The 23,843-nt window shown below is 53.9% G+C and carries 36 protein-coding genes and 1 pseudogene; 7 read left to right on the top strand and 30 right to left on the bottom strand.

Translation table 11 applies throughout. From position 1 onward, the window contains the following. Positions 1–609: 609 nt before the first annotated feature. On the top strand, positions 610–1,113 hold the full coding sequence (locus PY793_RS10060) for a hypothetical protein (RefSeq protein WP_275177921.1): 504 nt from the start codon (positions 610–612) through the stop codon (positions 1,111–1,113). Between the two features lie 319 nt (positions 1,114–1,432). Here the strand turns inward: PY793_RS10060 and PY793_RS10055 are convergent, their stop codons facing one another. The 5 genes from PY793_RS10055 to PY793_RS10035 form a co-directional block, all read right to left on the bottom strand. Next, on the bottom strand, positions 1,433–1,774 hold the full coding sequence (locus PY793_RS10055; protein ID WP_275177920.1) for a hypothetical protein: 342 nt from the start codon (positions 1,772–1,774) through the stop codon (positions 1,433–1,435). 32 nt (positions 1,775–1,806) lie between these two features. Next, on the bottom strand, positions 1,807–2,136 hold the full coding sequence (mazF, locus tag PY793_RS10050; protein WP_275177919.1) for an endoribonuclease MazF: 330 nt from the start codon (positions 2,134–2,136) through the stop codon (positions 1,807–1,809). A gap of 2 nt (positions 2,137–2,138) precedes the next feature. Then, positions 2,139–2,381: an AbrB/MazE/SpoVT family DNA-binding domain-containing protein gene (locus tag PY793_RS10045; protein ID WP_275177925.1), complete on the bottom strand. Its 243-nt coding sequence runs from the start codon at positions 2,379–2,381 to the stop codon at positions 2,139–2,141. A 93-nt stretch (positions 2,382–2,474) separates the two neighbouring features. Continuing rightward, positions 2,475–2,987, bottom strand: coding sequence for a single-stranded DNA-binding protein (ssb, locus tag PY793_RS10040; RefSeq protein WP_275177918.1), 513 nt, complete (start codon positions 2,985–2,987; stop codon positions 2,475–2,477). A 53-nt stretch (positions 2,988–3,040) separates the two neighbouring features. Continuing rightward, complete coding sequence (locus PY793_RS10035; protein WP_275177917.1) at positions 3,041–3,430, bottom strand: hypothetical protein; 390 nt, start codon at positions 3,428–3,430, stop codon at positions 3,041–3,043. Positions 3,431–4,217: 787 nt separating this feature from the next. On the opposite strand from PY793_RS10035, the gene PY793_RS10030 reads away from it, so the two are divergent. Beyond that, complete coding sequence (locus PY793_RS10030) at positions 4,218–4,646, top strand: hypothetical protein (RefSeq protein ID WP_275177916.1); 429 nt, start codon at positions 4,218–4,220, stop codon at positions 4,644–4,646. Positions 4,647–4,682: 36 nt separating this feature from the next. On the opposite strand, the gene PY793_RS10025 is transcribed toward PY793_RS10030, so the two are convergent. The 4 genes from PY793_RS10025 to PY793_RS10010 all read right to left on the bottom strand — a co-directional run bounded on the left by PY793_RS10025 (position 4,683) and on the right by PY793_RS10010 (position 6,240). Next, on the bottom strand, positions 4,683–5,042 hold the full coding sequence (locus PY793_RS10025; protein WP_275177914.1) for a hypothetical protein: 360 nt from the start codon (positions 5,040–5,042) through the stop codon (positions 4,683–4,685). Then, positions 5,020–5,553 (bottom strand): hypothetical protein, encoded by a 534-nt coding sequence (locus PY793_RS10020; RefSeq protein ID WP_275177913.1) that lies wholly within the window; start codon positions 5,551–5,553, stop codon positions 5,020–5,022. Before PY793_RS10020 ends, PY793_RS10025 begins: the two co-directional genes overlap by 23 nt. After that, positions 5,550–5,813, bottom strand: a complete 264-nt coding sequence (locus PY793_RS10015) for a hypothetical protein (RefSeq protein WP_275177912.1) — start codon at positions 5,811–5,813, stop codon at positions 5,550–5,552. The genes PY793_RS10020 and PY793_RS10015 overlap by 4 nt, the downstream gene beginning before the upstream one ends. A gap of 70 nt (positions 5,814–5,883) precedes the next feature. Continuing rightward, complete coding sequence (locus tag PY793_RS10010; RefSeq protein ID WP_275177911.1) at positions 5,884–6,240, bottom strand: hypothetical protein; 357 nt, start codon at positions 6,238–6,240, stop codon at positions 5,884–5,886. Positions 6,241–6,878: 638 nt separating this feature from the next. Between PY793_RS10010 and PY793_RS10005 the strand changes: the two genes are divergently transcribed. The 3 genes from PY793_RS10005 to PY793_RS09995 all read left to right on the top strand — a co-directional run bounded on the left by PY793_RS10005 (position 6,879) and on the right by PY793_RS09995 (position 8,324). Then, positions 6,879–7,601, top strand: coding sequence for a hypothetical protein (locus tag PY793_RS10005; protein ID WP_275177910.1), 723 nt, complete (start codon positions 6,879–6,881; stop codon positions 7,599–7,601). A gap of 77 nt (positions 7,602–7,678) precedes the next feature. Further along, a complete protein-coding gene (locus PY793_RS10000) occupies positions 7,679–7,996 on the top strand; it encodes a hypothetical protein (protein ID WP_275177909.1) in 318 nt (105 codons plus the stop codon). Then, entirely contained in the window at positions 7,980–8,324 is a 345-nt protein-coding gene (locus PY793_RS09995) for a hypothetical protein (protein ID WP_275177908.1), read from the top strand. Before PY793_RS10000 ends, PY793_RS09995 begins: the two co-directional genes overlap by 17 nt. A gap of 58 nt (positions 8,325–8,382) precedes the next feature. Here PY793_RS09995 and PY793_RS09990 read toward each other — a convergent pair whose 3' ends face one another. The 6 genes from PY793_RS09990 to PY793_RS09965 all read right to left on the bottom strand — a co-directional run bounded on the left by PY793_RS09990 (position 8,383) and on the right by PY793_RS09965 (position 14,255). Next, a complete protein-coding gene (locus tag PY793_RS09990; RefSeq protein ID WP_212348812.1) occupies positions 8,383–8,643 on the bottom strand; it encodes a DUF2312 domain-containing protein in 261 nt (86 codons plus the stop codon). Between the two features lie 649 nt (positions 8,644–9,292). Then, complete coding sequence (locus PY793_RS09985) at positions 9,293–9,829, bottom strand: hypothetical protein (protein ID WP_275177907.1); 537 nt, start codon at positions 9,827–9,829, stop codon at positions 9,293–9,295. A 39-nt stretch (positions 9,830–9,868) separates the two neighbouring features. Beyond that, positions 9,869–10,516: an HD-GYP domain-containing protein gene (locus tag PY793_RS09980; RefSeq protein WP_275177906.1), complete on the bottom strand. Its 648-nt coding sequence runs from the start codon at positions 10,514–10,516 to the stop codon at positions 9,869–9,871. A 51-nt stretch (positions 10,517–10,567) separates the two neighbouring features. Then, positions 10,568–12,589, bottom strand: coding sequence for an ATP-dependent helicase (locus PY793_RS09975; protein WP_275177905.1), 2,022 nt, complete (start codon positions 12,587–12,589; stop codon positions 10,568–10,570). Beyond that, positions 12,576–13,271: a hypothetical protein gene (locus tag PY793_RS09970; protein ID WP_275177904.1), complete on the bottom strand. Its 696-nt coding sequence runs from the start codon at positions 13,269–13,271 to the stop codon at positions 12,576–12,578. The genes PY793_RS09975 and PY793_RS09970 overlap by 14 nt, the downstream gene beginning before the upstream one ends. A gap of 18 nt (positions 13,272–13,289) precedes the next feature. After that, positions 13,290–14,255, bottom strand: coding sequence for a DUF3991 and TOPRIM domain-containing protein (locus PY793_RS09965; RefSeq protein ID WP_212348776.1), 966 nt, complete (start codon positions 14,253–14,255; stop codon positions 13,290–13,292). Positions 14,256–14,944: 689 nt separating this feature from the next. Between PY793_RS09965 and PY793_RS09960 the strand changes: the two genes are divergently transcribed. Together PY793_RS09960 and PY793_RS09955 are read left to right on the top strand one after the other, a co-directional pair. Continuing rightward, positions 14,945–15,529, top strand: a complete 585-nt coding sequence (locus tag PY793_RS09960; protein ID WP_275177902.1) for a hypothetical protein — start codon at positions 14,945–14,947, stop codon at positions 15,527–15,529. 271 nt (positions 15,530–15,800) lie between these two features. Further along, positions 15,801–15,995, top strand: a complete 195-nt coding sequence (locus tag PY793_RS09955) for a WGR domain-containing protein (protein WP_253518906.1) — start codon at positions 15,801–15,803, stop codon at positions 15,993–15,995. Between the two features lie 229 nt (positions 15,996–16,224). Here PY793_RS09955 and PY793_RS09950 read toward each other — a convergent pair. The 15 genes and pseudogenes from PY793_RS09950 to PY793_RS09880 all read right to left on the bottom strand — a co-directional run. Beyond that, a pseudogene (locus PY793_RS09950) lies at positions 16,225–16,491 on the bottom strand (HU family DNA-binding protein); the annotation flags it as partial. 25 nt (positions 16,492–16,516) lie between these two features. Continuing rightward, positions 16,517–16,762, bottom strand: a complete 246-nt coding sequence (locus PY793_RS09945) for a hypothetical protein (protein WP_212348785.1) — start codon at positions 16,760–16,762, stop codon at positions 16,517–16,519. Positions 16,763–16,765: 3 nt separating this feature from the next. Continuing rightward, positions 16,766–17,656 carry a DNA/RNA non-specific endonuclease gene (locus PY793_RS09940; RefSeq protein ID WP_275177901.1) on the bottom strand — a complete coding sequence of 297 codons (891 nt, stop codon included), beginning with the start codon at positions 17,654–17,656 and terminating at the stop codon, positions 16,766–16,768. Then, a complete protein-coding gene (locus PY793_RS09935) occupies positions 17,653–17,886 on the bottom strand; it encodes a hypothetical protein (RefSeq protein WP_095352006.1) in 234 nt (77 codons plus the stop codon). Before PY793_RS09935 ends, PY793_RS09940 begins: the two co-directional genes overlap by 4 nt. A gap of 108 nt (positions 17,887–17,994) precedes the next feature. Beyond that, a complete protein-coding gene (locus PY793_RS09930) occupies positions 17,995–18,519 on the bottom strand; it encodes a hypothetical protein (RefSeq protein WP_275177900.1) in 525 nt (174 codons plus the stop codon). Continuing rightward, positions 18,516–18,917, bottom strand: a complete 402-nt coding sequence (locus PY793_RS09925) for a hypothetical protein (protein WP_275177899.1) — start codon at positions 18,915–18,917, stop codon at positions 18,516–18,518. Before PY793_RS09925 ends, PY793_RS09930 begins: the two co-directional genes overlap by 4 nt. 8 nt (positions 18,918–18,925) lie before the next feature. Then, complete coding sequence (locus tag PY793_RS09920) at positions 18,926–19,384, bottom strand: hypothetical protein (RefSeq protein WP_275177898.1); 459 nt, start codon at positions 19,382–19,384, stop codon at positions 18,926–18,928. Positions 19,385–19,624: 240 nt separating this feature from the next. Then, the gene (locus PY793_RS09915; protein WP_275177897.1) at positions 19,625–19,948 is read right to left on the bottom strand and encodes a hypothetical protein; all 324 of its coding nucleotides are present in this window, start codon (positions 19,946–19,948) and stop codon (positions 19,625–19,627) included. Between the two features lie 214 nt (positions 19,949–20,162). Continuing rightward, a complete protein-coding gene (locus PY793_RS09910; protein ID WP_275177896.1) occupies positions 20,163–20,846 on the bottom strand; it encodes an LPD29 domain-containing protein in 684 nt (227 codons plus the stop codon). 126 nt (positions 20,847–20,972) lie between these two features. Further along, entirely contained in the window at positions 20,973–21,275 is a 303-nt protein-coding gene (locus PY793_RS09905; protein ID WP_275177894.1) for a hypothetical protein, read from the bottom strand. A 4-nt stretch (positions 21,276–21,279) separates the two neighbouring features. Next, the gene (locus tag PY793_RS09900) at positions 21,280–21,753 is read right to left on the bottom strand and encodes a DUF3085 domain-containing protein (RefSeq protein WP_275177893.1); all 474 of its coding nucleotides are present in this window, start codon (positions 21,751–21,753) and stop codon (positions 21,280–21,282) included. Positions 21,754–21,928: 175 nt separating this feature from the next. Further along, a complete protein-coding gene (locus PY793_RS09895) occupies positions 21,929–22,333 on the bottom strand; it encodes a DUF6876 family protein (RefSeq protein WP_275177892.1) in 405 nt (134 codons plus the stop codon). Positions 22,334–22,562: 229 nt separating this feature from the next. Beyond that, the gene (locus tag PY793_RS09890) at positions 22,563–22,943 is read right to left on the bottom strand and encodes a DUF6915 family protein (protein ID WP_025828802.1); all 381 of its coding nucleotides are present in this window, start codon (positions 22,941–22,943) and stop codon (positions 22,563–22,565) included. Between the two features lie 15 nt (positions 22,944–22,958). Next, complete coding sequence (locus PY793_RS09885) at positions 22,959–23,402, bottom strand: DUF6878 family protein (RefSeq protein ID WP_275177890.1); 444 nt, start codon at positions 23,400–23,402, stop codon at positions 22,959–22,961. A 64-nt stretch (positions 23,403–23,466) separates the two neighbouring features. Further along, positions 23,467–23,835, bottom strand: a complete 369-nt coding sequence (locus tag PY793_RS09880; RefSeq protein WP_275177889.1) for a hypothetical protein — start codon at positions 23,833–23,835, stop codon at positions 23,467–23,469. Positions 23,836–23,843 lie beyond the last annotated feature (8 nt).

Genomic DNA, 23,843 nt, shown 5'->3' with positions numbered 1-23,843 from the left:
AAGTAAATATCGACTGTTTTACTAGACCATATCCTGCCGGGGTTCGGGGCGGCGAGCGCCCGAGGCGGTTCCGAGAGTGGAGGGGATGGAGGCGTTTTTCTGAGCCACATCCTGCCATCGGCCAAGACAGCGCTTTGACCAGCTCGTCAACACCGGAGCGTCCTGAACAAGCCGGTCAGCGTGCGGGCAGCGCAGGGCTCCTGCCCTGCGATGAACGCACGATGGCCAAGGCGCCGTGAGGGTCGCGCAGCCGCGCCAGCGGGGGCCTTTGGCCCGTGTTGATGAGCTGGTCAAAGGGTTGTCATACTGAAGCTGGATGCTCGGCCGTAATCCCCGGAACGTGCCCCCCTGACGCGCTCTTGCGCGTCAGGGGGGTTGAGGAAACGCCCCGCTCCCCTTGCCCGCCGTTCGACATCCTTCACAGCAGCACAAGACTGCGGGTGAACATGTATGCGACTGCACGGAGACCCCGCAGGGGGCTCCGGGTGAGGTTGGCGGCTTGCCGCCTGGCGAACCTAGTGTGAACGCACTCGGCGCAGCCGAGCCGCCCCGGATCCTTTTCGCTGATGCGACAACCGTATTCACAAGCTGAAGGGGGATACTGTTGACATGACGATCTGTCATGAAGCGACAAAAGGATATCAAGGGATGTATCTTCTGCAGACACTACGAAATATTGGGGTTTTTAGCCTTTTTACGCTTATTGTTACAGGTAGCGCACAAGCATCGGATTATGGTTATGCGACCATTTCTTTGAAAGATGGGATGGAACAAACGATCCAGCTTTCGCTAAACGGTCCGAATTCGATAGTGTCCTTAGCGGGACCTGAGTGCTTCACCAACTGCGACCGTGTTGAACTGTACGCGAAGGGAACCACGACCGATCGTGTCATTTTAAGTTTTAATATTAAGCACAAAGATGTACCGAGGCTTCGCCCCTCAATGGTCCGGAGCGACGGATCTACTATCTATAATCCAGACCCCACTGGCTGGACCTTAGAGGGGGCTGTTCTGATCAGGGATAAACAGGTTCTGCCACTGGTCCTGACGTCCAGCGGAGAGCAGGTTGGGACCCTGAGGTGGTTGAACGGAACCCCTGAACAAGGACGCTAAGGTGGCCCGCCAGAGAGACCTTTTTGGCTGGAAGCGCCCGCGGCGCAAGCCGCGTAAGCTTGCACACCTTATTGATCTTGGGGACCACGGCTGCGTTTACCCGCCTGGGAAAGTGATTGGCGGGAAATGTCCAACGTCACGGAATGTCGACGCGGCATACCATGCGAGAAATGCAATGAGGGCACTGTAGACATTGGAGCGGGATGATATGGGACGTCCGTGCATGTTGTACCCTGCACCAGAAGATTGCGGCGATCCGGCAGGTCTCCCAGACGTAAACTCCAGTAATCCCTATGCATGTCAGCGTGAGAGCCTTTTTCTACTTTTTCTGGCCAGTTAATAACAACAACGTCCGAATTTTTTCGCGCTTATCGTCCGGAATAAACCTACTCTCGATGTAGAGAGGGTAGGTTTCGTCAGGCAGTACAAACCATGTGGCATAGCCTCTGGAGATTGGGTTCCCCTTTTCCCCTTCTTCACCATTCCAGCGTTGAGCAAGGACGTAACGCGTTTCCTCAGCATCGGTCCACTGGCCGAAGGCCATGGACCACCATTTGGATACATGCAGAAGATAGATCAGTTTCCACTTGTCCCGTGGAGAAACGACCTCCCGAGGATGGAGGCCGATCACGTTGTCAGTCACGGCGGTGGTCTCAATCATTGGCTATGTCCTGTGTAGAGGTCAGGGATAGATCAATTCCCTATCAAGGCGCGGGCTTTAGCCCGAATACTGGAGAGCTCGACGTGGGTCACCTGACCTTTGCGTTTTGCTCCCCGTGACTTCCAGTCGAGGGACTTGACCTGATCAGCAAGGGCGACACTCTCAGTTTTTCCCGCGATCAGAACTTCAAAAGGATAGCCTTTTGATTTTGTTGTGAGAGGGCAGCACAGCAACAGGCCTATACGATTATAGGCCGCAGGCGACAGGACAACAGCAGGCCTATGGCCTGCCTGTTCATGTCCAGACTGCGGAGTAAAATTAAGCCAAATAATGTCGCCCTCATCCGGGACGTAATCTGCCATGGTTAAAGCAATTCCTGTCCGGCTGGCGAGCCGAAATCAACCTCACTGTGGACGTTATCAGGGGTTATGCCTGCCAGCAGCTCTGCGAGAGTACACTCTGTCGTAACAACGGGCTCAATGATGATACGCCCGGCCTCTTCCCGGACATCAACTGCCTGATCAAGGCGTAAACCGACTGCGTTCATTACGGCTGAGGGAATACGGACGGAAGCACTGTTGCCCCATTTTTTAACAAAAACCTGCATCACATCACCTCCTGGCTGCCCTGTTGAGGGTAGGTTAAGCCAGCCAAGGGTGTCAACAATGTATCAACGTCACTCGCAGATATAAGGCTAGACTCAGAACGGTATCTCATCGTCCAAATCACCTGCGGCTTGGGGCGCGGCAAAACCGCCAGTGTTAGTGCCCCCAGAAGGACGCGAGGAGTAATTCGACCCGGCATTGCCAGCGCCATAACTATCCCCGCGACCATATCCACCTTCTCCCCCCTCACCTGCATGACGGCTGTCGAGCAGGACTAGCTCACCACGGAAGCGATCTACGATCACTTCGGTCGTATAGCGTTCCTGTCCACTCTGATCGGTCCACTTGCGGGTCTGGAGTGCGCCTTCAAGGTACACTTTGCGGCCCTTACGCAGGAACCGTTCGGCCACATCGGCCAGCCGGTCGTTAAAAATGACCACGCGGTGCCATTCCGTGCGTTCGCGCTTTTCGCCAGAGGCCCGGTCGTTCCATGTATCGCTGGTAGCGAGAGAGAAAGAAACGATCTTCTGGCCACTCTGGCCATGTCGCACTTCGGGGTCTTTACCAAGATTACCGACCAGAATGACTTTGTTAACGCTGCCTGACATTTTCTTATTCCACTATAAATATTGAGAAGGATATCACTGACCTGAATTACGATTTAAGCCGCTTTGAGCTTGACCCGCTCCATCTGGGCGTACTGTTCCGCCCATTTGTTTACCTGGGCAGCAATTTCTTCTGGCGTTCCTTCCCGGCCGTCCCAATCTTTGAGCAGGTCAAACCCGGAGTGAAGGGCGATATACCGACAACTTTCCGGGTCTTGGGAGTAATTGGCTCCAAGATAGCGGGCGCCATTAGGACTCATCATTCCATCGGCCGCGATCCCGACAAACAGACGTTCCACTCCGCTCGCAGGCCGGTTCGGGTTATGATAGTGCCAGCCGTGATGTTCCACCAAGGCAGCCAGTGTCAGATCTGAGTAATGCAGCTCCTCAACATCACATTGCGTTATGGAAGGCGTATCGCTTACAGTGTTTTTACCGTCGGACATGAAACTCACCTTTTCTGTTCTACGCAGTCCCGGTCTGGTGTTCGAGCACTGACCGGGGCGCTTTGTTGTTTGGGCCTATTCCCTCTCAACAAGTAAAGAATAGTACAGACAGAAAATAAACACAAGCAATAAAACCGAAAAAGCGGCCAATAACCGCCTTTTTTATTTTCATTTCCCCAAAGAATAATGGTTTCGTGGTAAGTAAATATCGACTGTTTTACTAGACCATATCCTGCCGGGGTTCGGGGCGGCGAGCGCCCGAGGCGGTTCCGAGAGTGGAGGGGATGGAGGCGTTTTTCTGAGCCACATCCTGCCATCGGCCAAGACAGCGCGTTGACCAGCTCGTCAACACCGGAGCGTCCTGAACAAGCCGGTCAGCGTGCTGGCAGCGCGGGGCTCCTGCCCTGCGATGAACGCACGATGGCCAGGGTGCTGTGAGGGTCGCGCAGCCGCGACAGCGGGGGCCTTTGGCCCGTGTTGATGAGCTGGTCAAAGGGTTGTCATACTGAAGCTGGATGCTCGGCCGTAATCCCCGGAACGTGCCCCCCTGACGCGCTCTAGCGCGTCAGGGGGGTTGAGGAAACGCCCCGCTCCCCTTGCCCACCGTTCGACATCCTTCACAGCAGCACAAGACTGCGGGTGGCCGATAACGCTGCGATCCAAAGCGCATGACGCCCGATAACGAGTTCTTTCTGATCTTGGGAGGCGGGGCCGTTGGCCTCGCCTTTGTCCTGTTTGCCGCAACCGTGCGCTGGCTCAGAGTCCGTGCGGATAGAGAGGATGATCAATGATCCAGTTTGCGAACTTGCGCAAATTCGCAAGCTTGGGGTTGCTGCTGCTGGCATCCGCCTGCTCCAGCCTGCCCCTGCGGGCCAAGCATGACCTGATCGGCATGGACCGCTCGGACCTTATTGCCTGTGCAGGAGTACCGGACAACGCAGCCACCCTGCCCGATGGTGAGGTGCTGCAATGGCGGCAGGATCAACAGGTGCAGGGGCCGCTAACCCTCAAGGGGCCGTTTAGCCTGGAACTGGACCTGTCCGGCCACGGCACTTGCCATTTTGTGGCCCGAGTGAGAAATGGCCTCGTCGCTCAAGTAGAATATACCGGCCCTAGCGATACCCTGCTGGGGAGGTATGCGGCTTGTGTGCCGTTGGTTCGTGCATGTGAGAGGCATCCCGACCCATCACCCATCCCGGAGCGGCGCAGTATGTAGCTCCACGCTGTCAGAGGGTATTGTATCAAGGGCTTTTCAATCTGCAGTAGTGGTGCGGTGGCTCCACGCCTGTATGGCGGTGATGATCTCTGTCTCGCTCCATCCTGCCTGCTTGGCGCGTTCCAGCAGATTGCTCAGGTGTGGCGCAAGGGTAATATGGCACTCATCTTGCCGCGCAGATCGGGTGATTGCGTTAGGAGTCGGAGCGGCAACGCAGCTAATCCTCTCAATCTCCAATAGCCTGCCCTCTATCCATGCGGGCACTCGTCTGGCGCCACTCAGCATCTTGCGGAGATTGTCGTAATTGATAGGCATCTCGGTAGCGGCCTGTTTGAGCGCGCCGTGCTGCGTGCCATAAATAGACTTGATACGCTCAGAGAGTTGGTGCTGATCCATCAGAGGCCTCATCTACAGCATGGTCACGGTTGACAAAATTTGTAATTGCCTCTCCCCGCGCCTTGAGCGCAGCAAGCACAATCTCAGATACGCGGATAGGCACTCTGCGGCGGCCGGAATTAAAATCAGCTACCCTCTGGCGTGTATCGCCTGTCAGGCGGCCAACATCTGCCATCCAAGACTCGCCAAATAGCATTTCCCCAGCCTCTCGCAAGCCTTTGGCATCAAGCTGGGTTGTCCAAAGATAGCCTTCCCGATAGTAGCCCAGCATCATCGTCTCCTGCTGGCGGGCATTGGCATGGGCTGGTACAAGCTCAACATCTACACTCTGCAGAATATCCGTAAGCCTGTCCTGGCTGTTGAGGCTGGCTAGTTTGGCTTTAATCAGACCCAGACCTTTTTTTGGCATTGTATAAAAATTTACACGCACTGCATCAGATAGCGTCTGGCCATTGATCTCAATCAGGCGCAAGGCCTGACCAAGTGCTAAGAGTGTATCATGCTCGCTCATGTTGCCTCGCTGGCATGGGGTGTTGTCCCTGTTAACTGGCAAAATCGGGCCAGATTATTAGGAGAGAATGAGCCACCCCCGGTGCAAACTGTTGTGCTATCTTCCCATATGATTGGGAAAAGAGGATGGCCGTAGTCATCCGCAATCATCCAGCCATCCTGGCTGTTGCACAAAAAGAGAGTGCCAGTGCCGTTACCAAAAGGCTGCTGTCCATCCCCATCAAAAAATACGCCGTCAAAAAAAGCCATATCATTGGACATAATACTGTCCCCCTTTGCGGAATGGGTTACATATGTAACCCATAATCTCAATTAAAATATATTGATAATTTTATTCGCAGCCGTCTGCATGGGGGTCAAACGCCCCGCCTTTGATGTCCTCAATGGTGGGGCGGCTGGGGGCATCTAGCGTAAATGTTGCTGCAATGCTGTCTGAATATCCATTCCGTACTGCCCCTGCTGCCTCAAGCTCAGTCCGAAGCTGGTAGTAAGACTCCAGCAGCGCATCGGATCTGGTACCTTTTCCCCCTTCAATCGTCAGGGTGTTGCCCTTGATCCAGATTTTGAGATTACGGTCGCCAGCGCAGTTGCTGGCTGCGCCCTTGAGGTTGATGTAGATACGGTCATTCCATGGGCTCATACGAACAACAACATTGGATTTGCGCACAACATTAAGAATGGCAGTCATGGTGGATTCCTATCCGTCCCAGGGGATGCTTGGTTGCCTCGCCCTATGACCCTTTTTTAGCGGGTCATTTTTGCCGTGTCAACATTAGCAATCGGAAGATAAAAATTTCTTTCAGTTTTGGGTTGCGCTGGAATGGGGTATTTTTCGGGGTATTATGATCCCATCTCACGTAATAAGTTATTATAAATCATTGACTTAATATCCTATTCATAACTCCGCAGTGAATATGACTGTCAAGAATGTCTATAATATCGTGATAGCGTCATGATCAGGTTTACAAAATAGTTGTAAGCCATAGCTACGCATAGTGGAAATTCTTCCAGCAGTTACATGATAAGATATTGATTTAATTCAATTATTACACTCCCCTCAGCGTCAAACTGGCTGAAGACCGCCTTAGAAACTGCGATGAACCGTGACCCCGTAGATGCTGCGAATGATGCTTCCCATCTTGCGGAGCTCCTGAATCAAAGGGCTGACGCATCTCTTAGCGCAGAGACCACAAACATTACGGGTAGGTCTATATCCACCTCCTGAACCGTATTCACAACCTCCTGTGCGCATAGTGGAGTGAAGCACTCATGCTTCACTCCTGCGGTGGATGTCGCAATCCGCCGCCGACAACGAAGGCGCACACAATGCAGTTTACTGGCACACACACCTGGCGAGCACTTCTGGCCGCCACTCTGATAACGAGTGGTGGCATATTTGGCAGCGACTTCCCGTTCACGACCGTTCAGGCTGCTGATACAAAGCCAACTGGTGCTGATGTCGCATTTCCGAGCACGACCAGCCCCCAGATTGAACTGACCAACGCACGACTGGCGGTTATTTCCGATAAATTGTCTCAATTCCTGATAGACAACGCCAGCTCGACCCTGGCTGGAGCGGAAAAGCACACCGCATCACCGCTCCTGATCCATTATGAAATTTTGCACAGCAATTCCATAATGGGCCTGTCCGCCGTGAACTCGAATGCCTTGATAGATGAGGATCTCCCTCTGATCTATCGTTCCGGAGGCTACATGGGACATAGCCTTATGGACAAAGGCGGTAGCCAGTCCAGAACCTCGGATCTTGTTGAACAACTCCAGCTGAAACTGATCCGACGCACAGCAACAGGTTATGCCCTGTCGATAGCCTACAGGATTACAAACCCAAGCCACGATGCCAAAGGGAACCTGGAAAAAGGTGTGCTTCTGAGCCAATATCTGGACCAGAGCATTTTTCTGGATGGCTGCACGCCCCAAAGCACGTGCCAGACCAGGATTCACTTGGGGGATACAGGAGCAGAACTGCTGCTGGGCATTCGAGCCAGCACCAGCAAGCCACCTGAATCACAGTCCCCATCCGTCCACTGAAATTTGTCCAACTGGACATCAGCCCCATTATACCTGTGGCTCTTCGCCACAGGCCTTATCACGTAAGGACCATGATCGTGGCAACACGTTCAAAGACTATCCCCACTTGCGACCCTCTCGACCGACTTTATCGCACACGTGATGGTCTGTTGCCGTCCCTGCTTTGCCTTCGCTTCAACGAGCAGGTACCTCCAGAAGCACGGATCGCGATGGATCAGGCGGGATGGCGTTATGATGCGGCACGGAACGAATGGCGTGTCGCATATCATGCCGCGCAGCGGGAGCAACGCGCACAGGAAATCCGGAACTTGATTGAACAATGGCAGTGCACGTTCTATCCACATTTCCCTCAAAGGCAGGCTACTCTGGATGATCTGTGTGAAAACTACGGTTAAAAACCTCAAGGGCCATCTCTGGTTTATCCAGCTTAGCCTCTGGCGTGCTCTTGTCGTGTTTGTTGCCGCGAAGCTGATCCTGTTTGTCGCACTAGGTTGTGCGGCCTATGCCGCCATGTTTCTGGCGGAAGCCAGAGCCAGCAGGCTCCTCCCATTGGCCTACTGCATGCAGCACTACGGGTTTTCACCCTTTCACTGGCTGGTTGTCCAACCAGGCACCCCGGCCTGGAACGGGATCAACGATCTGGCAATCTGCATCAGCGGGATTTATGTCGCATGGAGAGCGATCCGCTATTTCCCCACAAAACTCGCACTCTCAGCTCCTTGAGTAGTCTCTCGGCTCAGATGGCCTGCAAAGCAGGCCAGAGCTTTGAGGACAAAGATGCTTACATCCCAAGAGCGCGGCGGTAGATGTCCAACAGAGTTTCCTGCTCTTCCACTTCCGAGGGCTCCTGTTTGCGCAGACGGATAATCTGGCGGATAACCTTGACATCAAACCCTGCCGATTTGGCCTCGGTAAAAATGTCCTTTATGTCGCCTGCCAGCGCCTTGCGTTCTTCTTCAAGCCGTTCGACACGCTCGATAATACTTTTCAGACGATCTGCGGCAATGCCGCCAACTGCTGCGTCTTCATGCTGCTCTTGCATCACGTCTTCACCTACTGTTGCCAACATATCTCTGCCTTCTGCCTTAATTGAAGAAATTAGAAGATGCCACTGGAGAGGGATACGTCAGGTGTCCCAACTCCAGATAGCGCAACCAAAGGGATTCCTGTGTCGTAAGACTGCCGCCCTGAGCCAATGCCGCGCGGAAACGCGCACGGTTATGCCCCATCCGATGCACGGCCACGCGCTCCGAGCAGCCAATCACTAACAGAATTCTGTGGAACTCACGTCCCTTCATAGGGGGACGGTTCGTAGTATGGACCAGAGGCCTTGCCAGCGGTCTGGGCCAATCCTGATGCCATTTAGCCAAATCGGTGAGCCATTGGACAAATGGTGGATATGGCGCCTGTCCAGATAGCCAACGGCTGATCCTGTTCCGCCCGACCCCCGAACGCTTCTCTGCCTGCACAACTGTCCAGCCAATACATGCAAGGCTTCGACTGATCAGATCAGAGGCTTCAGATGGTGCAGACATGTCATGACTCACACTGCCCACATGTCCTGAGTGGAGTTCTCCACACGATTGTCCACCATTTCTGTGGATAAAGCCTTCGATACCATATGTCTGATCTCCTTCACTCACGCACCCGCTCCTTGCGTGAGCCCGCAGCTGGTGGGAAAGGTAATCCAGTCACCCATGGCGCACATCCGCAAAAATCCGGCCAGAGGCTCCCTGACGAATCTTTTGCGCCATCCGTGGACTGGCCAGACGATAGCGATGCTTCTGCCGCGTTTCCCGAATAAGGCCTGAGAGTTCCAGCGCCTCGAGCGCGCGACAGACATCATCTTTGGGCAAGATCAGGTCATCAGCCAGTTCCATGGCCGTCGCCCCCATCTTGATCGTATGCGACAAAGCTCCGAAGATGATGTCCTGTATCGCATCTGCACGCACAGGTTGCGTGACTGGCATCCATGGCACCTGCGCGTAAACGCTGTGCCCCATGGATGCGATCTCACCGGCCTTTATCATGCCATCAAGCACGATATGGAACGCCCCGAGATACTCTGGAGGCACACATGCTCTCAGCTCGAAAGCCGAATGGGGCCCTTTATGGAGCGTCTCCCTGATGAGTTTCAGAATAGTCCGTTGCGCGTTTTCGCGCTGCTTTTCAGACATGCTGGTATAGGGAACAACCCTCTCTGTCGTGGGTTTCCTGCCAGATACCATGGATTTTCCTCCCGGTTTTGTTCTGAGCATCAGTCTGGACTATCTGATTGTGAATGCTGAACGCGTATCAGCGCGCCATCGTGCCTGGATCAGTCGTTCCCAGATCAGCAAGGTGACCTCAGCAAGAGCGGGGTCGAACATCAACCCGCTTTCCCGGCCGACAAGATTCCTCACAATGGACATCGGAACCGCAGCTTTGTAGGAACGCGGTGAGGCCAACGCATCGATATAGTCAGCTATCGCTATGATGCGCGCAAAAAGAGGGATCCCCTCACCAGAGACCCCTGTCGGATACCCTTTCCCATCCCAGCGTTCGTGATGCAGCAGAACGCAGTCTGCAATATCCTGTGGCAGGCCCCTGACGGTCTGTTCGAGGAAATTCAGACCGCGGCGAGGATGCTCGCGCATCAACAGCCACTCAACCTGCGTCAGCCGCCGCGGGGCGTGCAGGATATTGAGGGGGATCTGTCTTTTACCAATGTCATGCAAAAGCCCCCCCAAAGCGAGAAGCACCCATTTATCGGTGTAATATCCTGACGCCAGTAGAATGAGCGGAACCATGCTGGCAACACGCCTGCCGTGTCCATCAAGTTCCTCACCAGCCTGTTTTGCCAGCTCCCACAACTGGCCTGACCGTGCACTGGGCGAGTTCTCAGCCCCATGCACGGAAGGGAAAATTACTGTCATGGCTACCATAGTAAGGTAGCCGGTTGTGAATACGGTCTGGTCCCGTTTTGTTCAGATCCCCAAAGCTGCGTCCTGTGCTGCTCTGGCAGCCTCACTCTGAGAATTCCTGTTCCCAGCGTTGCGCAGCCAACCTTTTGTCCAGACCGGCCTGGGCAGTTCCATCAGAAAAGGAGACGGCTGCGACTGGCGGCCATTCCGGTAGGAACACCATGTCACAGCCACCCGGCGGCGCCCGCGAGTCAATGCGACATATGCCAGACGCCGTTCTTCATCCTGATCAGCATTGGCATAACTTGGAAACATCTGCTCTTCCCAGCCCATGAGGAACACATGTGGGAACTCCAGCCCCTTGGAGGCATGGATCGTCATCAGCTTCACACGTCCCTGGACTGTGCTCCCGGCCGGAGTAGAACCCAGCGCTGCATGTTCGAACAGATCCTCAATGGCGGTGAAGTCGTTCATCAGGCCCAAAAGCTCATCAAGATTTTCTAGAGCAGAGTGCCCGTCCTCCCCTGCCAGCCGATACATCTCCATGTAACCTGTGCGTTCAAGCAGTGAGCGCATCCGTCCTGTAAGAGACGGATCCCCGGATAATTCTTCTTCCCGGATAACGCTCAGAAAAGAGCGGACTTTATCGACGCTCTTCCCTGTGGCCTCATGCACCAGCCGCTCCGCTGCGGCGAAGAGAGACAGATTCTGCTCCTCTGCCAGGGCCTCAATTTTGGCCAGTCTTTTCGCCCCAATCCCGCGCGCCGGCTGATTAATGACACGCCTGAACGCCTCATTGCTCTGGGCTTCTTCAGGCGCATTGGCCAGCCTCAGGAAAGCCAGCGCATCCTTGATCACAGCACGCTGCCAGAAGGCCGTATCATTGATCAGTTCATAAGGGATTCTGGCTTTGAGCAATTGCTCTTCCAAAATCCGTGAGAGGAAATTGTAGCGATACAGAACCGCCATATCATCGTAGCGAACCCCCTCATTGGCGCGGCGTCCCATTTCGGCAGCAAGCGCCTGAGCTTCCTCGACCCCGCCACTGCAGCCAATAATTTCCAGCTTCTCGCCGGGACCTTCTGAGGTGAAGAGGGTTTTCTTGAGCCTGTTCCTGTCGCCCGCGATGATGGCATTGGCTGCATCCAGAATGTGGCCGGCAGACCGAAAATTCTCCTCAAGGGCAATCATGCGCCCCCCCGGAAACTCCGAAAGAAAGTTCCGGATGAAAGCGACGTTGGCCCCACGCCATCCATAGATCGACTGTGCATCGTCACCGACTGCAAAGAGCTCCCCATGATCGCGCGAAAGAAGCTTGAGCCAGAGAAACTGAAGCCTGTTCACGTCCTGGAATTCATCTGCCAGCACCGCATCGAAGCGGTGTGCCCAATCCAGTCGGTATTTCTCATCGCGAAGCATGGTTATGGTTGGCCAGAGTAGCAGATCACCAAAGTCGGCCGTGTTCGTTTCGCGCAGGATCGCCTGATAGGCCGGATAGAGTGCCGCCGCCATTTCCCACGCCATGGCGTCATCAGGCTCCCCAGTCCCATGGCGGTCTTTAAATGTCTTGACCACGGCTGCGGCCTGCTCGGGGAGGACAAGATCATCCTTGAACATGGCGATATGATTTGTGATGGATTTGACCCGTTTTCCCAATTCATCGCCCGGGAGAGGGTCAAGAGCATCTTCTTCTATCGCCCTGAGTAGCAATCTGCGCACCAGGCGCCGACTGTCTTCTGCATCGCAGATATCAAACCCCGTACGCAGGAAGGCGATGTCCGGGTCTGATCGCAGCTGGCGACATCCGTGCGCATGGAATGTGCCGATCCAGGAGGGGGAACGCTCACGACCAAGAGCGAACCCAATCCTGTCGCGCATCTCCTGAGCTGCCTTGTTGGTAAACGTCACTGCCAGAATGCGATGCGCAGAGATGCCCCGACGTTCGATCCTGTCGACAACGCCACCGACAAGAGTGGAAGTCTTGCCAGTGCCAGCCCCGGCGAGCACCACAACAGCCCCTTCCTGTTGTGCAGCTTCCCGCTGGACCGGCGTGAGGCCATGCAGCACATCGTTAACGGATGACACGGGACTGATCTCCATCAAAGAGGATTTCCACCTTGCTGGCATTCCAGATATTGTGAGGCCGGTCATGACCAGAAGGGCTCAGCAGGACAAGATCCCCATCATAATCCCACTCCCCTGATGGCAGCCTGTCGCCATCAATGACCAGACCACGATAACGATCTGTGCCGTAGCAGAGCTCTATGAATGTCATGGGGGTTGTTCCCTTTCCCATACGCTCCAGCCATTCGTCTTGCAGACGCGGACTGGTCATCCATGCCTCAAGTGCTTGGGCATACTCCCGAAGCAAAACGGGTTTTTTAGGCTGACGCGGCCCAAATCCGGGCAAAGTCACGCTATGTCGGACATGATCTTCTCCAGCCTTGAGCGTGATGAAGGAGCCGATTTCTCCCAGCCATGCATCAAAAGCAACGACGTCCTGAGCGAGATCCCAGTTCTTGCCAGTCCAAAGACCACTGACAACTACGGCAGACCCTTTGCGACCATCCTGCTGGTACGTCACCGTGGTCCATGGAATTTCATAGCCCAGACCCACAGTCCTTTCGGTGCGCCCAAGAAACTCAGGATGCTCGTACAGAACAGTCAGATCATTGCGAAGTCCTTCGCCGGCACTGCTCAGGAGAGGATCTTCATCAAATTCTGCCCGACGACATTTCCGGGGATGGTTTTCTGATATCTGGGTCATCACGATTTTTCCTTCCGATCAGGCGGCCATACCGGCCATATTCTTCAGTGTCTGGTTAAAATCCTTGGCACGATCAGGTGGCAGGCGGCGCGCAAACGTCACGCCTGCATCAAAAGCGAACCCATACAACATGTCTGCAAAATGATTCCCGGCATCGTCATCGTCAGTGGCAATGACGAACAGACTTCCTTCGATCTGCGCCATATCAGCAAGATGCTCTTTCAAGGATGCGATGGTTTCTGGGCCCATAGCGCCCGCGATGGAGACATAAAGCGTGTCCGGCGTCCGTTCCTCATCAAGTGCGGCAAAAGAGAGAGCATCAATAGCGGCTTCGCAAACCACGAGGCGTTTGACCTGCGTGCCAGCTCCGGGTTTGAAACGGAACAGTGTCTTCACCGAGCCACCAAGACAGATATGCGTGTCAGGGCCACGGAGTTCAGCCCCACATACGGCACCGTTAGCATCAGTGTGCGCAAACCATGCGGCGTGATACCCGTCCCGAATGCAGCCCGCAGTCATGGCACGACGAACAACCCAGTCAGGGAGGCAGCGGTCTTTCGTCAGATAGTTCCAGACCTTGCCATTACGGTAGAGAGGCTTCTTTTCAGCCCAGCGCTCAGATGGCGCACGCAGATCTTCACGTTCTTTCTTCTGGGCAACATAGGCCGCACCTTCTGGTTCGATACCCACAAGGTTTCCCAATTCCACACAGACTTCACGAAACTTCAACTCAGGATTGAGCAGACGCATGAGATCAAACACATCACCCTTGCTCTGGTCGGCAATGCCGTAAACACCATACCAGCCACGATCACCATGGTTCACAATGATGATGTCCTGATTGTTGCGATACTTCAGGCATTTCCGGGTGCTTTTATCTTTGACCAGAAGATAACCGTGCCGCTCCAGAAGCAGAGCGCAGGACACACCATTGCGGATCTTCTGACGATCACCGTCGGTAAGTTCAAAACGCTGGTAAGCCATGTGTTCTCTCCGTCATTGAATAGAGAAAGAAAAGGGAAACCCTTGCCCCCGGAACATTACTCACAATACCGAAAACGCTAGGAAAACACAAGAAGAAAACGAAATATACATGCAATAAATAACAAGTTTTATTTGCCAAAATCCAGAGAATACCCCTTGATCAGTAAGTAAACATCGACTGTTTTACTAGACCATATCCTGCCGGGGTTCGGGGCGGCGAGCGCCCGAGGCGGTTCCGAGAGTGGAGGGGATGGAGGCGTTTTTCTGAGCCACATCCTGCCATCGGCCAAGACAGCGCTTTGACCAGCTCGTCAACACCGGAGCGTCCTGAACAAGCCGGTCAGCGTGCGGGCAGCGCGGGGCTCCTGCCCTGCGATGAACGCACGATGGCCCAGGTGCTGTGAGGGTCGCGCAGCCGCGACAGCGGGGGCCTTTGGCCCGTGTTGATGAGCTGGTCAAAGGGTTGTCATACTGAAGCTGGATGCTCGGCCGTAATCCCCGGAACGTGCCCCCCTGACGCGCTCTTGCGCGTCAGGGGGGTTGAGGAAACGCCCCGCTCCCCTAGCCCGCAGGATAATATCCGTGAACGGATGAACATTCATTCACAAGCGGATCGGAGAAAATAGGGAAGGTAATTTTGCCTGACGAAGATCCGGTTTCAAAACCGGCTCGGGAGACTACTGAATCTGATGTCCAATACTGATACCCCTGTTGAAACAGCCGATCTGAAAGCGATCGCCGAACTCCCAAGTGGGATCATCGTCGTTGTCGACAAAGACGGGAAAAACACTCTATCGACAATTAAGGATATCCTGCAACAACGCTCTGCTTTCATCCCTGAAGAGAAAATCTACCTTGTCGGTGACGGATTGAAAGCAGAAGATATCTGGCCACAGCAGATAGAAACAGACTCTCTGACAAGAGAGGCCGGCACGCTCATCATGCGCCAGAATTTCATTCTTTCTCTTGCTCAGAAAATGAACGCGGACATTTATGTCCTGATCCGGCTGCGTGATGAAAAAGAGTTTGTCTCCTGTCTGGAGTTAGCCATGTGCGGTCACTTCGTTATTCTGGGGGCACGATGGGAAAGCGGCACCCGGTTCCTTGAAGACATGACCCATCATATCAACCGGCAAGGCGACATCTCGGTTCTCGCTGCTTTCCAAAGCATGCTCAAAGCCGTGATAGAAGTCCAACCAGCAGCGGCGGAAGACCTAAACCCCAGAAAAACCATCGTGCGCAGGATACCGCTGAACACCCAACCTGATACCTGACAGCATCGGGGCACTCTGTCGCTTCCCCTCTGCTTGCGCAAAGGGGAAGCCCAGCATGCGAAGAGCCTCAACAGGCAGCGGAGATCTTCGCCGCAATGACATGGTTTGTGCCAGGCACTCTTAGCCTTGCATTGGAATAGAAATCAATGAGATACATCTCTGTAGAACAACAAAGTGGGTCCGCCCGACCGAGATGCAGTTCGCACTTTTCCCTGTCAGCCTGTACCTGCAACGCATCTGCGCAGAAAAGAATGAATGGCGGTATTATGCCATGAGCATTCAACCTGACCTTTTTGGCGGCGCATTCTTAATGCGCCGCTGGGGCAGGATCGGAACGGGCGGTCATTTACGCCTGGACCAGTATGCAGACGAAGGTGCTGCGACTAACGCCCTTGCTCATCTGGCCCAGAAAAAACTGAAACGCGGTTACAGGGTTATTGCGCAGGATGCGCTTTTGTTTTCGTAACGCGTTTTGAACCGGGTTTTGGCCCCGGTTTTTTGCGCGGCGGAGCTGCTGGCTGAAGCTCAGCTTCAACAACAGCAGGTTTGATTTTTTTGGGAGATTTCCGCTGCGGCTCCTGAACAGTCGCCATAAGCGTTTTACTCACCTTTGGCTGGCGTTCCGGTTTTTCGGCCGGTGCGGCGACTTTCACCGTTTTTCTGGCTACGGGCTGGCGACTACTGGTGGGACCTTCAACCAGTTTGCGCAGAACAGGAGACGCCTTGAAGCGCACAGTGGCATGATCTTCGACCATCACCTTTGCTCCGGTTCGCGGATTCAGGCGCTGACCACCTTTCGCTGTAGCCTTTTTAAACGTCCCAAAACTGGGGAGTGTGAAAAACCCTTCTTCTTTGATCTGCGATACGATGGCTTCAATCAGTTCATTCGCGGCTATATTGGCCTTCACACCGGTACACCCAATGCTATCCTGAAGAACGGCTGCGATAAATGCTTTGCTCATTATAATTTCTATTCCTGGTGAATAATCAAAATGGATTTTTCATCGCATGAGTTACCTCATCAGAAGCAACGTGAGATGGCAAGTGTTTTCCGGACAGGGTAGTAATAATGCTATCTATCTGTTCTTTAAGAGCAAGAAGGTTGTTAAGACTTTCCTGATCCTGCCGGATGTCCAGTTGACCATATAATGCGATCCTCGCACTCCCATTCTCCAGTGTGAGTCCACCAAAAGTGATACTTTCCCCCTGATCGTGGAAAGGGATAAACGACATGGTTTAATCCTCCATTATCTGCTTCAGCGCATGTAGGCCAAGACGTATTCCCTGTCTCTCGAGCCTGTTCTGATAAGACTGACTCTGCCGCGCTCGGTAAGGACTACTCTCAGGTTCGGGCAGGTCCATGGCGCGCGCCTTCATATCTGCGGGTAAGGACGGGAACGGATCAATACCAACCGCATGAATCAACGCCGCGACACTGACGATGGTGCAGGTCGGCGTATCATTATTTTTGCAGACATAAACCCCTGCCCCAGCACTGGCCGGATCATAGACAGCTTTCCATGTTGAACTGGGCACCAGAACATCATGTCCAATCCCGCGTGTACTGTCATGGAATGCTGGGCCTGTGACAACATACACGGCACCATCTCGTTGCGCGAGATGGCGGACTGCCATTTCCACACCTGTCCATATCCCTTCGTTGAGGGCGGCAGTCTGGGGCACGACATTTGCCAATGTAAACGTCTGTTCCTGTGCCTGAATAGTCGCCGCGTCCCCAGATGGCACCATGTGGCCTCGATCAAATCCAGATCGTCTGTAGTCCGACAGCACCGCGCCATCTCCTGCTGGAAGGCGTGCATCCGCATGAAATCGATTGGTCGTGCGCCCGATTGATGAGGCCGATGACACTGCACTGGCCGTGAGATATTCCGCAGACCAGAGTGGTTGATGCACCAGACCAGAGTTAAGAGACGCAAAGCCGTCATTGCACAACAAAGTTGTGCGTGGCGTCAGCTTCGGATTATCCAGCTCGGGCATAACGCCATCAGGACTGAACTGTGGACAGGATTGACTCTGTGCAATCGCTGAGGCTTCAGGCAGGAACCCCACACAGCAAACCATCAGAAACAGTGAGCCTGATTTACGAAATGCTGTAGCTCCGTTCATGCACGGGCATCCAGAATGAGACGGCACGCTGAACGCCGCGCCTTCAACGCCTGACGCCGCAATGATGCGCGCGCCGCATCACTCAGTGCATGATCACAGAGTTCGTCCGCCAGAACAGCCTCCTCCTGTAGATAGGTCCGAGCCGGACCAATACGTGGCACAGCAGAACTCCGGTGGAAAACAGGAGGAGCATACGTTGTGGTATCGAGGCGGGATAGAGATTCAAACATGGTCTTTTTTCCTGATGCCCTGGCGCCGCAGGCGTCAGGTTAATGTGACAGCGGGAAGTATCACCGCATTGGTTGTGAATGGGCTTACCCGCAGGATGCTGGCCCACCTCAGATCAGGCTGAGCTGCCGGGATCTACATGGCTGGGGTTGGGCAATAACCGGTGTGCTCGAAGTCTCCGGTCCTGTGTGATACTTCGCCATCAGGAATGCGAGCTGAGCACGCTCATGATGTTCGATGTCCTGTCTTTCCTGAAGCCTGTAAGCATCAGACAATCTGGCATCCCTGACACGACGCTGAATAATGGCTTCCACATCACACCATGTCCAACGCGGTGATCCGTGACAGCCAGCCCGTTCTATGGTCTCAAGAAAGCTGATACGGCCTTCTGTGCTGTTAAAATACCGCTCACCAAAACACTCCCGATTGTAATGCGCGATAAAGCCCCACATATTGGAAACCCGGCGATAAAGACGCTTGTTCCAACTCTGATGTGGCATTCCTTTTGCGATAAACCCAAGGATCGCGTTCCCCAGTTTCGCTTTCTCTTCCGCGCTGTCGTATTGTGTTGCCGTGAGGTCTGCCCCCTCTATGAGAGGCAAGCGCATTTTAAGGAAGCTGATGCCCTGCGTCATGCCGCCTCCTGATGTGGCATAACTCTGTAATGCCGATGAAAGCGTTGCACATCGGGCAGGTCCGGATAGTCCGTCCCACCCTGTTCCTCATCTAGGCAGAGGAGACGGGAAACTGAAATCTCCATTTCGAACCCATCCGACAGACGTCGTATGACAGCGGTATCTGATCGGCCTGAAATAAATCGATCCTGCCAGAAGCCTGTTTTGTGTTCGCGACAGGCTGCGGCATAAACGCCGTTTCGAAATGCGACCACAATCCATTTGAGGGGTGCATTGGACTGTCTGGCACGGTGCAACATCGATGGTAGCCGATAAATAGACCCCACACGGATCGGGCCAACACGCAGCGGATTGGAAGAGGGCGCAAACCAGCGCCCTGCATAATATTGTCTGAGCATGTTCTCTCCTAGCGTCCAGCCATGACAAACTGCTGCACCATCCGGACCGGATGATCTTCAGCGATGCCCGCGAGGAAGGTGGGCGCACACAAAATCATGACCATCGTCCCGGCAAGACCCAGTGCGCCGACTATAAACCCGGCACATTCGAGGTAATTTTTGGCTGCTGGCGACAGATGAATGTTTTTGCCAAGGTTTTTAGGCAGGCGTCTCAACCGGTAGCGCAGGGATTTTTCGGGATAGTCTTCTGCCGGAACGCTCAGAACCAGTGTTTCCCGATTGATCTGCATGAGGGTTTTCAGGCCCACTTCAACCAGATGTTCGCCTGTGACTTTCTGATACATCTTGCCACGCGGATTATGGGCAAGCCGGAAAAACGTGTTGATCCCCAGCATCCGGAACGGAACCGGTTTACGAAGGATTGTTCCATTGTGGATATTCGTATTTGCCGGAATGGTATCGGACATGACCGCATCTCCTCAGGTCTTTATTTATTTTCTGACCTGATCCGAGCCTCATGGGGCGATGGGCATGACAAGGGCGGCGCGTGCGCCGGGAGCTTGCGACGAACCCTTTTCATGCCCATCGCCCCATGAGAGCGATCCTTTATTTTTTTGTTTTTGTGTTGTTTTTGTTTTTTTGATTTCCGTCCAAATCTGCACGCTGAAGACCAACGTGCAGATTTGGACATTTCACTGACACGACAATCAGTGCGCCGGCACCAGATCAAATGGTGTCAGAATGGTCGCTCCAGTCCAGCCACAATGGTGCAACACCATGGGTACACCATCGACGACACTGTAATATCCGTGATTCTTTTTTCTCTGGATATCCTCTGCAGTTAACTTCGGGATGGCTCGTCGCACACCAAAATCAGATAATGCTGTGAGGCGATCTGGATAGGGGCCATGCCAACTGGTCGATAAAGGGGCGTCGTCCTGGGTGCGAATAAAGATACCGTTAGCCCCACATTTGATTTCAACACGTATGCCGGCATGCAAAATAAGTTCAGAGTTATTTGTATCTTTCACAACTCAATGCTTTCGTAAAACTCCCGCATCCGCGGGAGAACGGTTATACGCGCAGGAATAGGCCTGTTTAGCCACATTCTGCATTGGGCAGGGATCGTCCGGGATAAAGTCAGCAAGCCGTGCTGCAGGCACGGTGGGGGGATGCTGCTTCGCTGTGTAGGCTGCACTTAGTGCAGCCTGATCGGAAGAGTGGAAACTGCTCTGGAACCCGGGACTAAGGGCCATAAAGGCTGATATAACCAACTGAGCCGAATACTTCGGTCCACGGCGTAGAGACGTAGCGTTGACAATCAGATTGCAGGTCAAACTCTTTGTCAATGAACCGTGAGGTCCATTCTTCAACCTCGGAAGTCTCCGGACCATTCTCCCATTTAACAATCAGGCTGCCCCAGTGTGCCTTTCGGACACTGAATCTGGTTGCCGGAAAGTGCTTCTTGAGGAGTTTGCGAATGTTTTTCGCGGCAAGAACTCCCCCACTTTCTGTCCCCTGCTCCAGATCCACATACTCTGAACTGGTTTTCAACGCTTCAACTTTCTGGGCGAAAATGCGCGCTTTTTCCTGTGCCTGTTTTTCAGATTCCATCCTGATCTCTTCGGCATGATCCAGTAATTTCTTTATGTGATCAGCGTCCGCAAATCCCGCATCCGGATCAAAGATTGTCCACTGGACGCCATGCAGAATACATTCAGGAAGGCGTCTGGAAATGTGGCCGGAATCAAAAACAATATCAAACTCAGCCCGGCCTCCACTGGAGACCACACCCTGGCTCCAGGCACGGACAGTTTCAGGGCGTTGGTCACCATGGATATTAAACACATAACCGCGTCCACGATTGTAGAGGCAGGTTGAAACCATGGTTCCAATCGAAACATGAGGGCGGCTCACTGGATGGGACATCTGATCTTTCCTTTATTTTGATGATGTCCTTCGCGCGTTCATACATGCGGGGCCGGGTCAAAAGCGGTGGCTTGCCACCGGCGCTTGCGCTCCCTTTTGACCCGGCCCCGCATGTATGAGAGCCAATTATTTATCCGTTGGTGATTTCTCCATGATCGTTTTTCCGCTTTCAATGAAGATCTCGGTTTTATCGGGAAGTATCGCGACCAGATCAAAGGCATCAGGATCAACGTCGCAACCAGGTTCTGTGCTGCCAGACTGGATCGCATCCCGAACATTCGCTACAAAACTACGGAATGTATCACGCGCCTCATCAACGGTTTCAAATTGAAGTGCGATCTCATTTCCGGCATCATCTGTTTCGTGCCAGTTATTAAACCCGAGTTCGCGGCATTCGAATACTGTTCCAACAGGATACTGTGGTATCATTGGCTCAAATCCCGCTATTATCAGGTGCCAGTGATGGTGCAGAGATATACTGTGCAGTTACATTCAACCAGAATTTGCCATTCACCGTAGCTTCAAGTGCTTTACGAACGCATTCAGCGCTCAGGAATTCCGCGCCATCGTCAGCGCCAAAAGATGCCTGCTTCATGTCATACCAACCTTCGGGGTTGATCTGAGGATCGACTTCTTCAGCATACGCAACCAGATGATCGGTGCCCTTTTGCCCGGCGAGGCCCGGAGTGCCGTTTGACATGAGGTAGACACCGAGGTCGCCTACCAGCATCAAACCGGGTGGTATCTTCGTAAGGTCCAGATCTTCACTGGTGGGATATTTGGCCGTCACGCCTTCACGATGAAAGGTTTTGTCACACAACTGCGCAAAAGTTGGCGTGTGTTCTGTAGCCGCTTCTGCATGGGCAAGAAGGCGGGTGACCAGCGCGTGATCAAAATGCAATTTCATTGGTAATCCTTTGTATGTCCTGACATCAGGGCATAAAAAAAGGGTAGAGCATTCTACTGCCCCACCCTATTAAGATGTTCTGGTAAGCTGCCAATGTCCTGGCTGGTTCATGTGGCGACGGGTTGTGCTGAATTGTTTTTCATTTTTGACGGCACTGGCGTGGTATTGCTCTTGCTCAGTATTCGGATGTGAGCATGACGACCTTGCCGGGATCGCTATCGGCCACAACGTAAAGTTTCAGTTCTGCCAGAGGGAAATCCGTATAGCCTACAGGCTGGCGGTACAGGATGTTGGCCTCGCGCTCGCCGTTCCCGTCTGTGCAGACAACCTCGGCGCAGTGTTTGGTAAGATCCACCCTAAGCGTCCAGCACTCGAACTCAGCACGTCTGACGGCTGGAACCAGTCGCGCGCTCGCCACAATGTCCATCAGCCACGCCGCGCCATTTTTGGCCAGATACGCCGCCCCATCCGTCAGGATCAGACCCATTGTGTAGCGGTAATACCGGGTCGTGCCGATAAACTGCGCGAGCGTCTCGGCCGAGATTGTGTCAGGCTGAGTGTGTTCAAGTGTCGCAGACATGTCTTTATCCTTTATGGTTTTTTGACAGTCTGCTGCCTGCCGGGACGGCGGCCGTGCGCTCAAACGCGGCGCGCAGCGCCGGGAGCGAAGCCCCACCGTTTGAACGCACGGTCCCGGTCTGGCAGGCGCTCTTTGCTATTTTTGATGGGTTTTACTTGCTGATATTTTACTCAGCGCATTTGTGTCCATTGCTGCGCAGCAGTCGTCAGACACACGCTACACCAGCCAATTACGCAGCAATGGGCAAGGCCCCTATTGGAGAAGCAGACTGGACAGATGTTCCGTGCGGCGAACCACGCACCATCCATCGCGCAGGTGCAATCGCCCGCGCCCAGTCCGCGAAACTCGGGATATGGCCGAGGTCATCCAGAACATGCTGTTCGCCAATCAGGCGCACCGGAACGGTGCGCCCGGCCGAATTTGTGATGGTGACACCAAAAACCTGCTCGGCCATGAAAATACCTTCGGCATGATGGCGCAGCGCCCTGTGCCGCATGTCAGCCAGAATGGCTTTCGAACCATCAAACCAGTCATGGATTGCCTGATAATCCTCGGGAACGCCGCCCCATTTTTTTGCTGTAATGGATGCGTGGAAATAACTGTGCGCCATATCCGCCTGCCTGCCTCAATAAGTGTGCATGAAGTCTTCATGGGAAATATAGTTTTCGGTATGAGACACCGTGATCGTATCTGCGATCGGATCAAAGGCGACATTCCCTGAGCCTCCTTCGTTGTTTTCCCAACCACTATGCTCAACAGCCACATACTGCATGGCGAGTGTTTCCAATACCTCCCTTAACGGTGCTGTGTGACTGGTGGTCTCTGCCGACGACCAGTCAACGAGTTTTGTCTGCACAGGCACCGACAGGCTTTCCTGTCCTTGCCCACCTTCAACCCTGCATTCTTCCACACCGCCGGAATCACCATAACCATCGTAGCGGATAACGACTTTCGTGATGCCACACGCTTTTAGGGCCGCCATGACGGTCGCTCTGTCTTTAATCTGGCTTTCGCGTTTGAGGCGATTGTAGCGATCCATCTGTTCAAGCATCGTCTGTATTTCGCTCATGGTTTTCATTCCTTATTCTGTTTTTTCTGGATGCAGGCGGGCGGTTTGGCCTCCCTGCATTGGCTTAGGCAGCAAAACGACGGGCTGGAGGCGCACCACTCAGCACCGCGCGAGCGTAGGATGAACGGCTCAGAGAGAGCGTCAGGGGCTTGTCGTGGCGACCATCCCAGCTCAGCCCTTCACAGGGGATCAGCACCCCCGCCCTGCGCGCATCCTGATCACGCTGGAAGCATACGCGCTCGTTCCCGCCATCTGGACGGCGGCAGGGCTGCCCCGCAGGCGCTCCGCAGCCGCGACATGCCATCTGGTAGGCCGGGTCACCATCGGGCCATTCGTGATGGCAGCGCCGGCACGTTACGGAAGCATCCACACAGGCCCAGCGTGATGGAGCTGGCTTTTTGGGCGCAGGAGGCAGGAAGGTAATCGGACGCATGGCATTCT

Origin of the sequence: Acetobacter fabarum, assembly GCF_029069195.1 — a bacterium.
In the GTDB taxonomy this organism is placed as follows: domain Bacteria; phylum Pseudomonadota; class Alphaproteobacteria; order Acetobacterales; family Acetobacteraceae; genus Acetobacter; species Acetobacter fabarum_A.
Note: the sequence above shows the minus strand (reverse complement) of the source record. Positions and strands in the feature narration are given on the sequence as shown.

Bases quoted from the DNA above. Each gene is read 5' to 3' on its own strand.
- PY793_RS09935 (WP_095352006.1), bottom strand. From the start codon at position 17,886: ATGTTTGAATCTCTATCCCGCCTCGATACCACAACGTATGCTCCTCCT.
- PY793_RS09890 (WP_025828802.1), bottom strand. From the start codon at position 22,943: ATGGCGCACAGTTATTTCCACGCATCCATTACAGCAAAAAAATGGGGC.
- PY793_RS09895 (WP_275177892.1), bottom strand. From the start codon at position 22,333: ATGTCTGCGACACTTGAACACACTCAGCCTGACACAATCTCGGCCGAG.
- PY793_RS09930 (WP_275177900.1), bottom strand. From the start codon at position 18,519: ATGACGCAGGGCATCAGCTTCCTTAAAATGCGCTTGCCTCTCATAGAG.
- PY793_RS09910 (WP_275177896.1), bottom strand. From the start codon at position 20,846: ATGTCCCATCCAGTGAGCCGCCCTCATGTTTCGATTGGAACCATGGTT.
- PY793_RS09880 (WP_275177889.1), bottom strand. From the start codon at position 23,835: ATGCGTCCGATTACCTTCCTGCCTCCTGCGCCCAAAAAGCCAGCTCCA.
- PY793_RS09965 (WP_212348776.1), bottom strand. From the start codon at position 14,255: ATGGCTTACCAGCGTTTTGAACTTACCGACGGTGATCGTCAGAAGATC.
- PY793_RS09920 (WP_275177898.1), bottom strand. From the start codon at position 19,384: ATGTCCGATACCATTCCGGCAAATACGAATATCCACAATGGAACAATC.
- PY793_RS09955 (WP_253518906.1), top strand. From the start codon at position 15,801: ATGAGCATTCAACCTGACCTTTTTGGCGGCGCATTCTTAATGCGCCGC.
- PY793_RS09940 (WP_275177901.1), bottom strand. From the start codon at position 17,656: ATGAACGGAGCTACAGCATTTCGTAAATCAGGCTCACTGTTTCTGATG.
- PY793_RS09980 (WP_275177906.1), bottom strand. From the start codon at position 10,516: ATGACAGTAATTTTCCCTTCCGTGCATGGGGCTGAGAACTCGCCCAGT.
- mazF (WP_275177919.1), bottom strand. From the start codon at position 2,136: ATGGCAGATTACGTCCCGGATGAGGGCGACATTATTTGGCTTAATTTT.
- PY793_RS09985 (WP_275177907.1), bottom strand. From the start codon at position 9,829: ATGGTATCTGGCAGGAAACCCACGACAGAGAGGGTTGTTCCCTATACC.
- PY793_RS09960 (WP_275177902.1), top strand. From the start codon at position 14,945: ATGTCCAATACTGATACCCCTGTTGAAACAGCCGATCTGAAAGCGATC.
- PY793_RS10060 (WP_275177921.1), top strand. From the start codon at position 610: ATGACGATCTGTCATGAAGCGACAAAAGGATATCAAGGGATGTATCTT.
- PY793_RS09945 (WP_212348785.1), bottom strand. From the start codon at position 16,762: ATGTCGTTTATCCCTTTCCACGATCAGGGGGAAAGTATCACTTTTGGT.
- PY793_RS09925 (WP_275177899.1), bottom strand. From the start codon at position 18,917: ATGCTCAGACAATATTATGCAGGGCGCTGGTTTGCGCCCTCTTCCAAT.
- PY793_RS09885 (WP_275177890.1), bottom strand. From the start codon at position 23,402: ATGAGCGAAATACAGACGATGCTTGAACAGATGGATCGCTACAATCGC.
- PY793_RS10055 (WP_275177920.1), bottom strand. From the start codon at position 1,774: ATGATTGAGACCACCGCCGTGACTGACAACGTGATCGGCCTCCATCCT.
- PY793_RS09900 (WP_275177893.1), bottom strand. From the start codon at position 21,753: ATGAAATTGCATTTTGATCACGCGCTGGTCACCCGCCTTCTTGCCCAT.
- PY793_RS09990 (WP_212348812.1), bottom strand. From the start codon at position 8,643: ATGCAAGAGCAGCATGAAGACGCAGCAGTTGGCGGCATTGCCGCAGAT.
- PY793_RS10020 (WP_275177913.1), bottom strand. From the start codon at position 5,553: ATGAGCGAGCATGATACACTCTTAGCACTTGGTCAGGCCTTGCGCCTG.
- PY793_RS10010 (WP_275177911.1), bottom strand. From the start codon at position 6,240: ATGACTGCCATTCTTAATGTTGTGCGCAAATCCAATGTTGTTGTTCGT.
- PY793_RS10005 (WP_275177910.1), top strand. From the start codon at position 6,879: ATGCAGTTTACTGGCACACACACCTGGCGAGCACTTCTGGCCGCCACT.
- PY793_RS10035 (WP_275177917.1), bottom strand. From the start codon at position 3,430: ATGTCCGACGGTAAAAACACTGTAAGCGATACGCCTTCCATAACGCAA.
- PY793_RS09970 (WP_275177904.1), bottom strand. From the start codon at position 13,271: ATGACCCAGATATCAGAAAACCATCCCCGGAAATGTCGTCGGGCAGAA.
- PY793_RS10030 (WP_275177916.1), top strand. From the start codon at position 4,218: ATGATCCAGTTTGCGAACTTGCGCAAATTCGCAAGCTTGGGGTTGCTG.
- ssb (WP_275177918.1), bottom strand. From the start codon at position 2,987: ATGTCAGGCAGCGTTAACAAAGTCATTCTGGTCGGTAATCTTGGTAAA.
- PY793_RS10025 (WP_275177914.1), bottom strand. From the start codon at position 5,042: ATGGATCAGCACCAACTCTCTGAGCGTATCAAGTCTATTTATGGCACG.
- PY793_RS10045 (WP_275177925.1), bottom strand. From the start codon at position 2,381: ATGCAGGTTTTTGTTAAAAAATGGGGCAACAGTGCTTCCGTCCGTATT.
- PY793_RS10015 (WP_275177912.1), bottom strand. From the start codon at position 5,813: ATGTCCAATGATATGGCTTTTTTTGACGGCGTATTTTTTGATGGGGAT.
- PY793_RS09905 (WP_275177894.1), bottom strand. From the start codon at position 21,275: ATGATACCACAGTATCCTGTTGGAACAGTATTCGAATGCCGCGAACTC.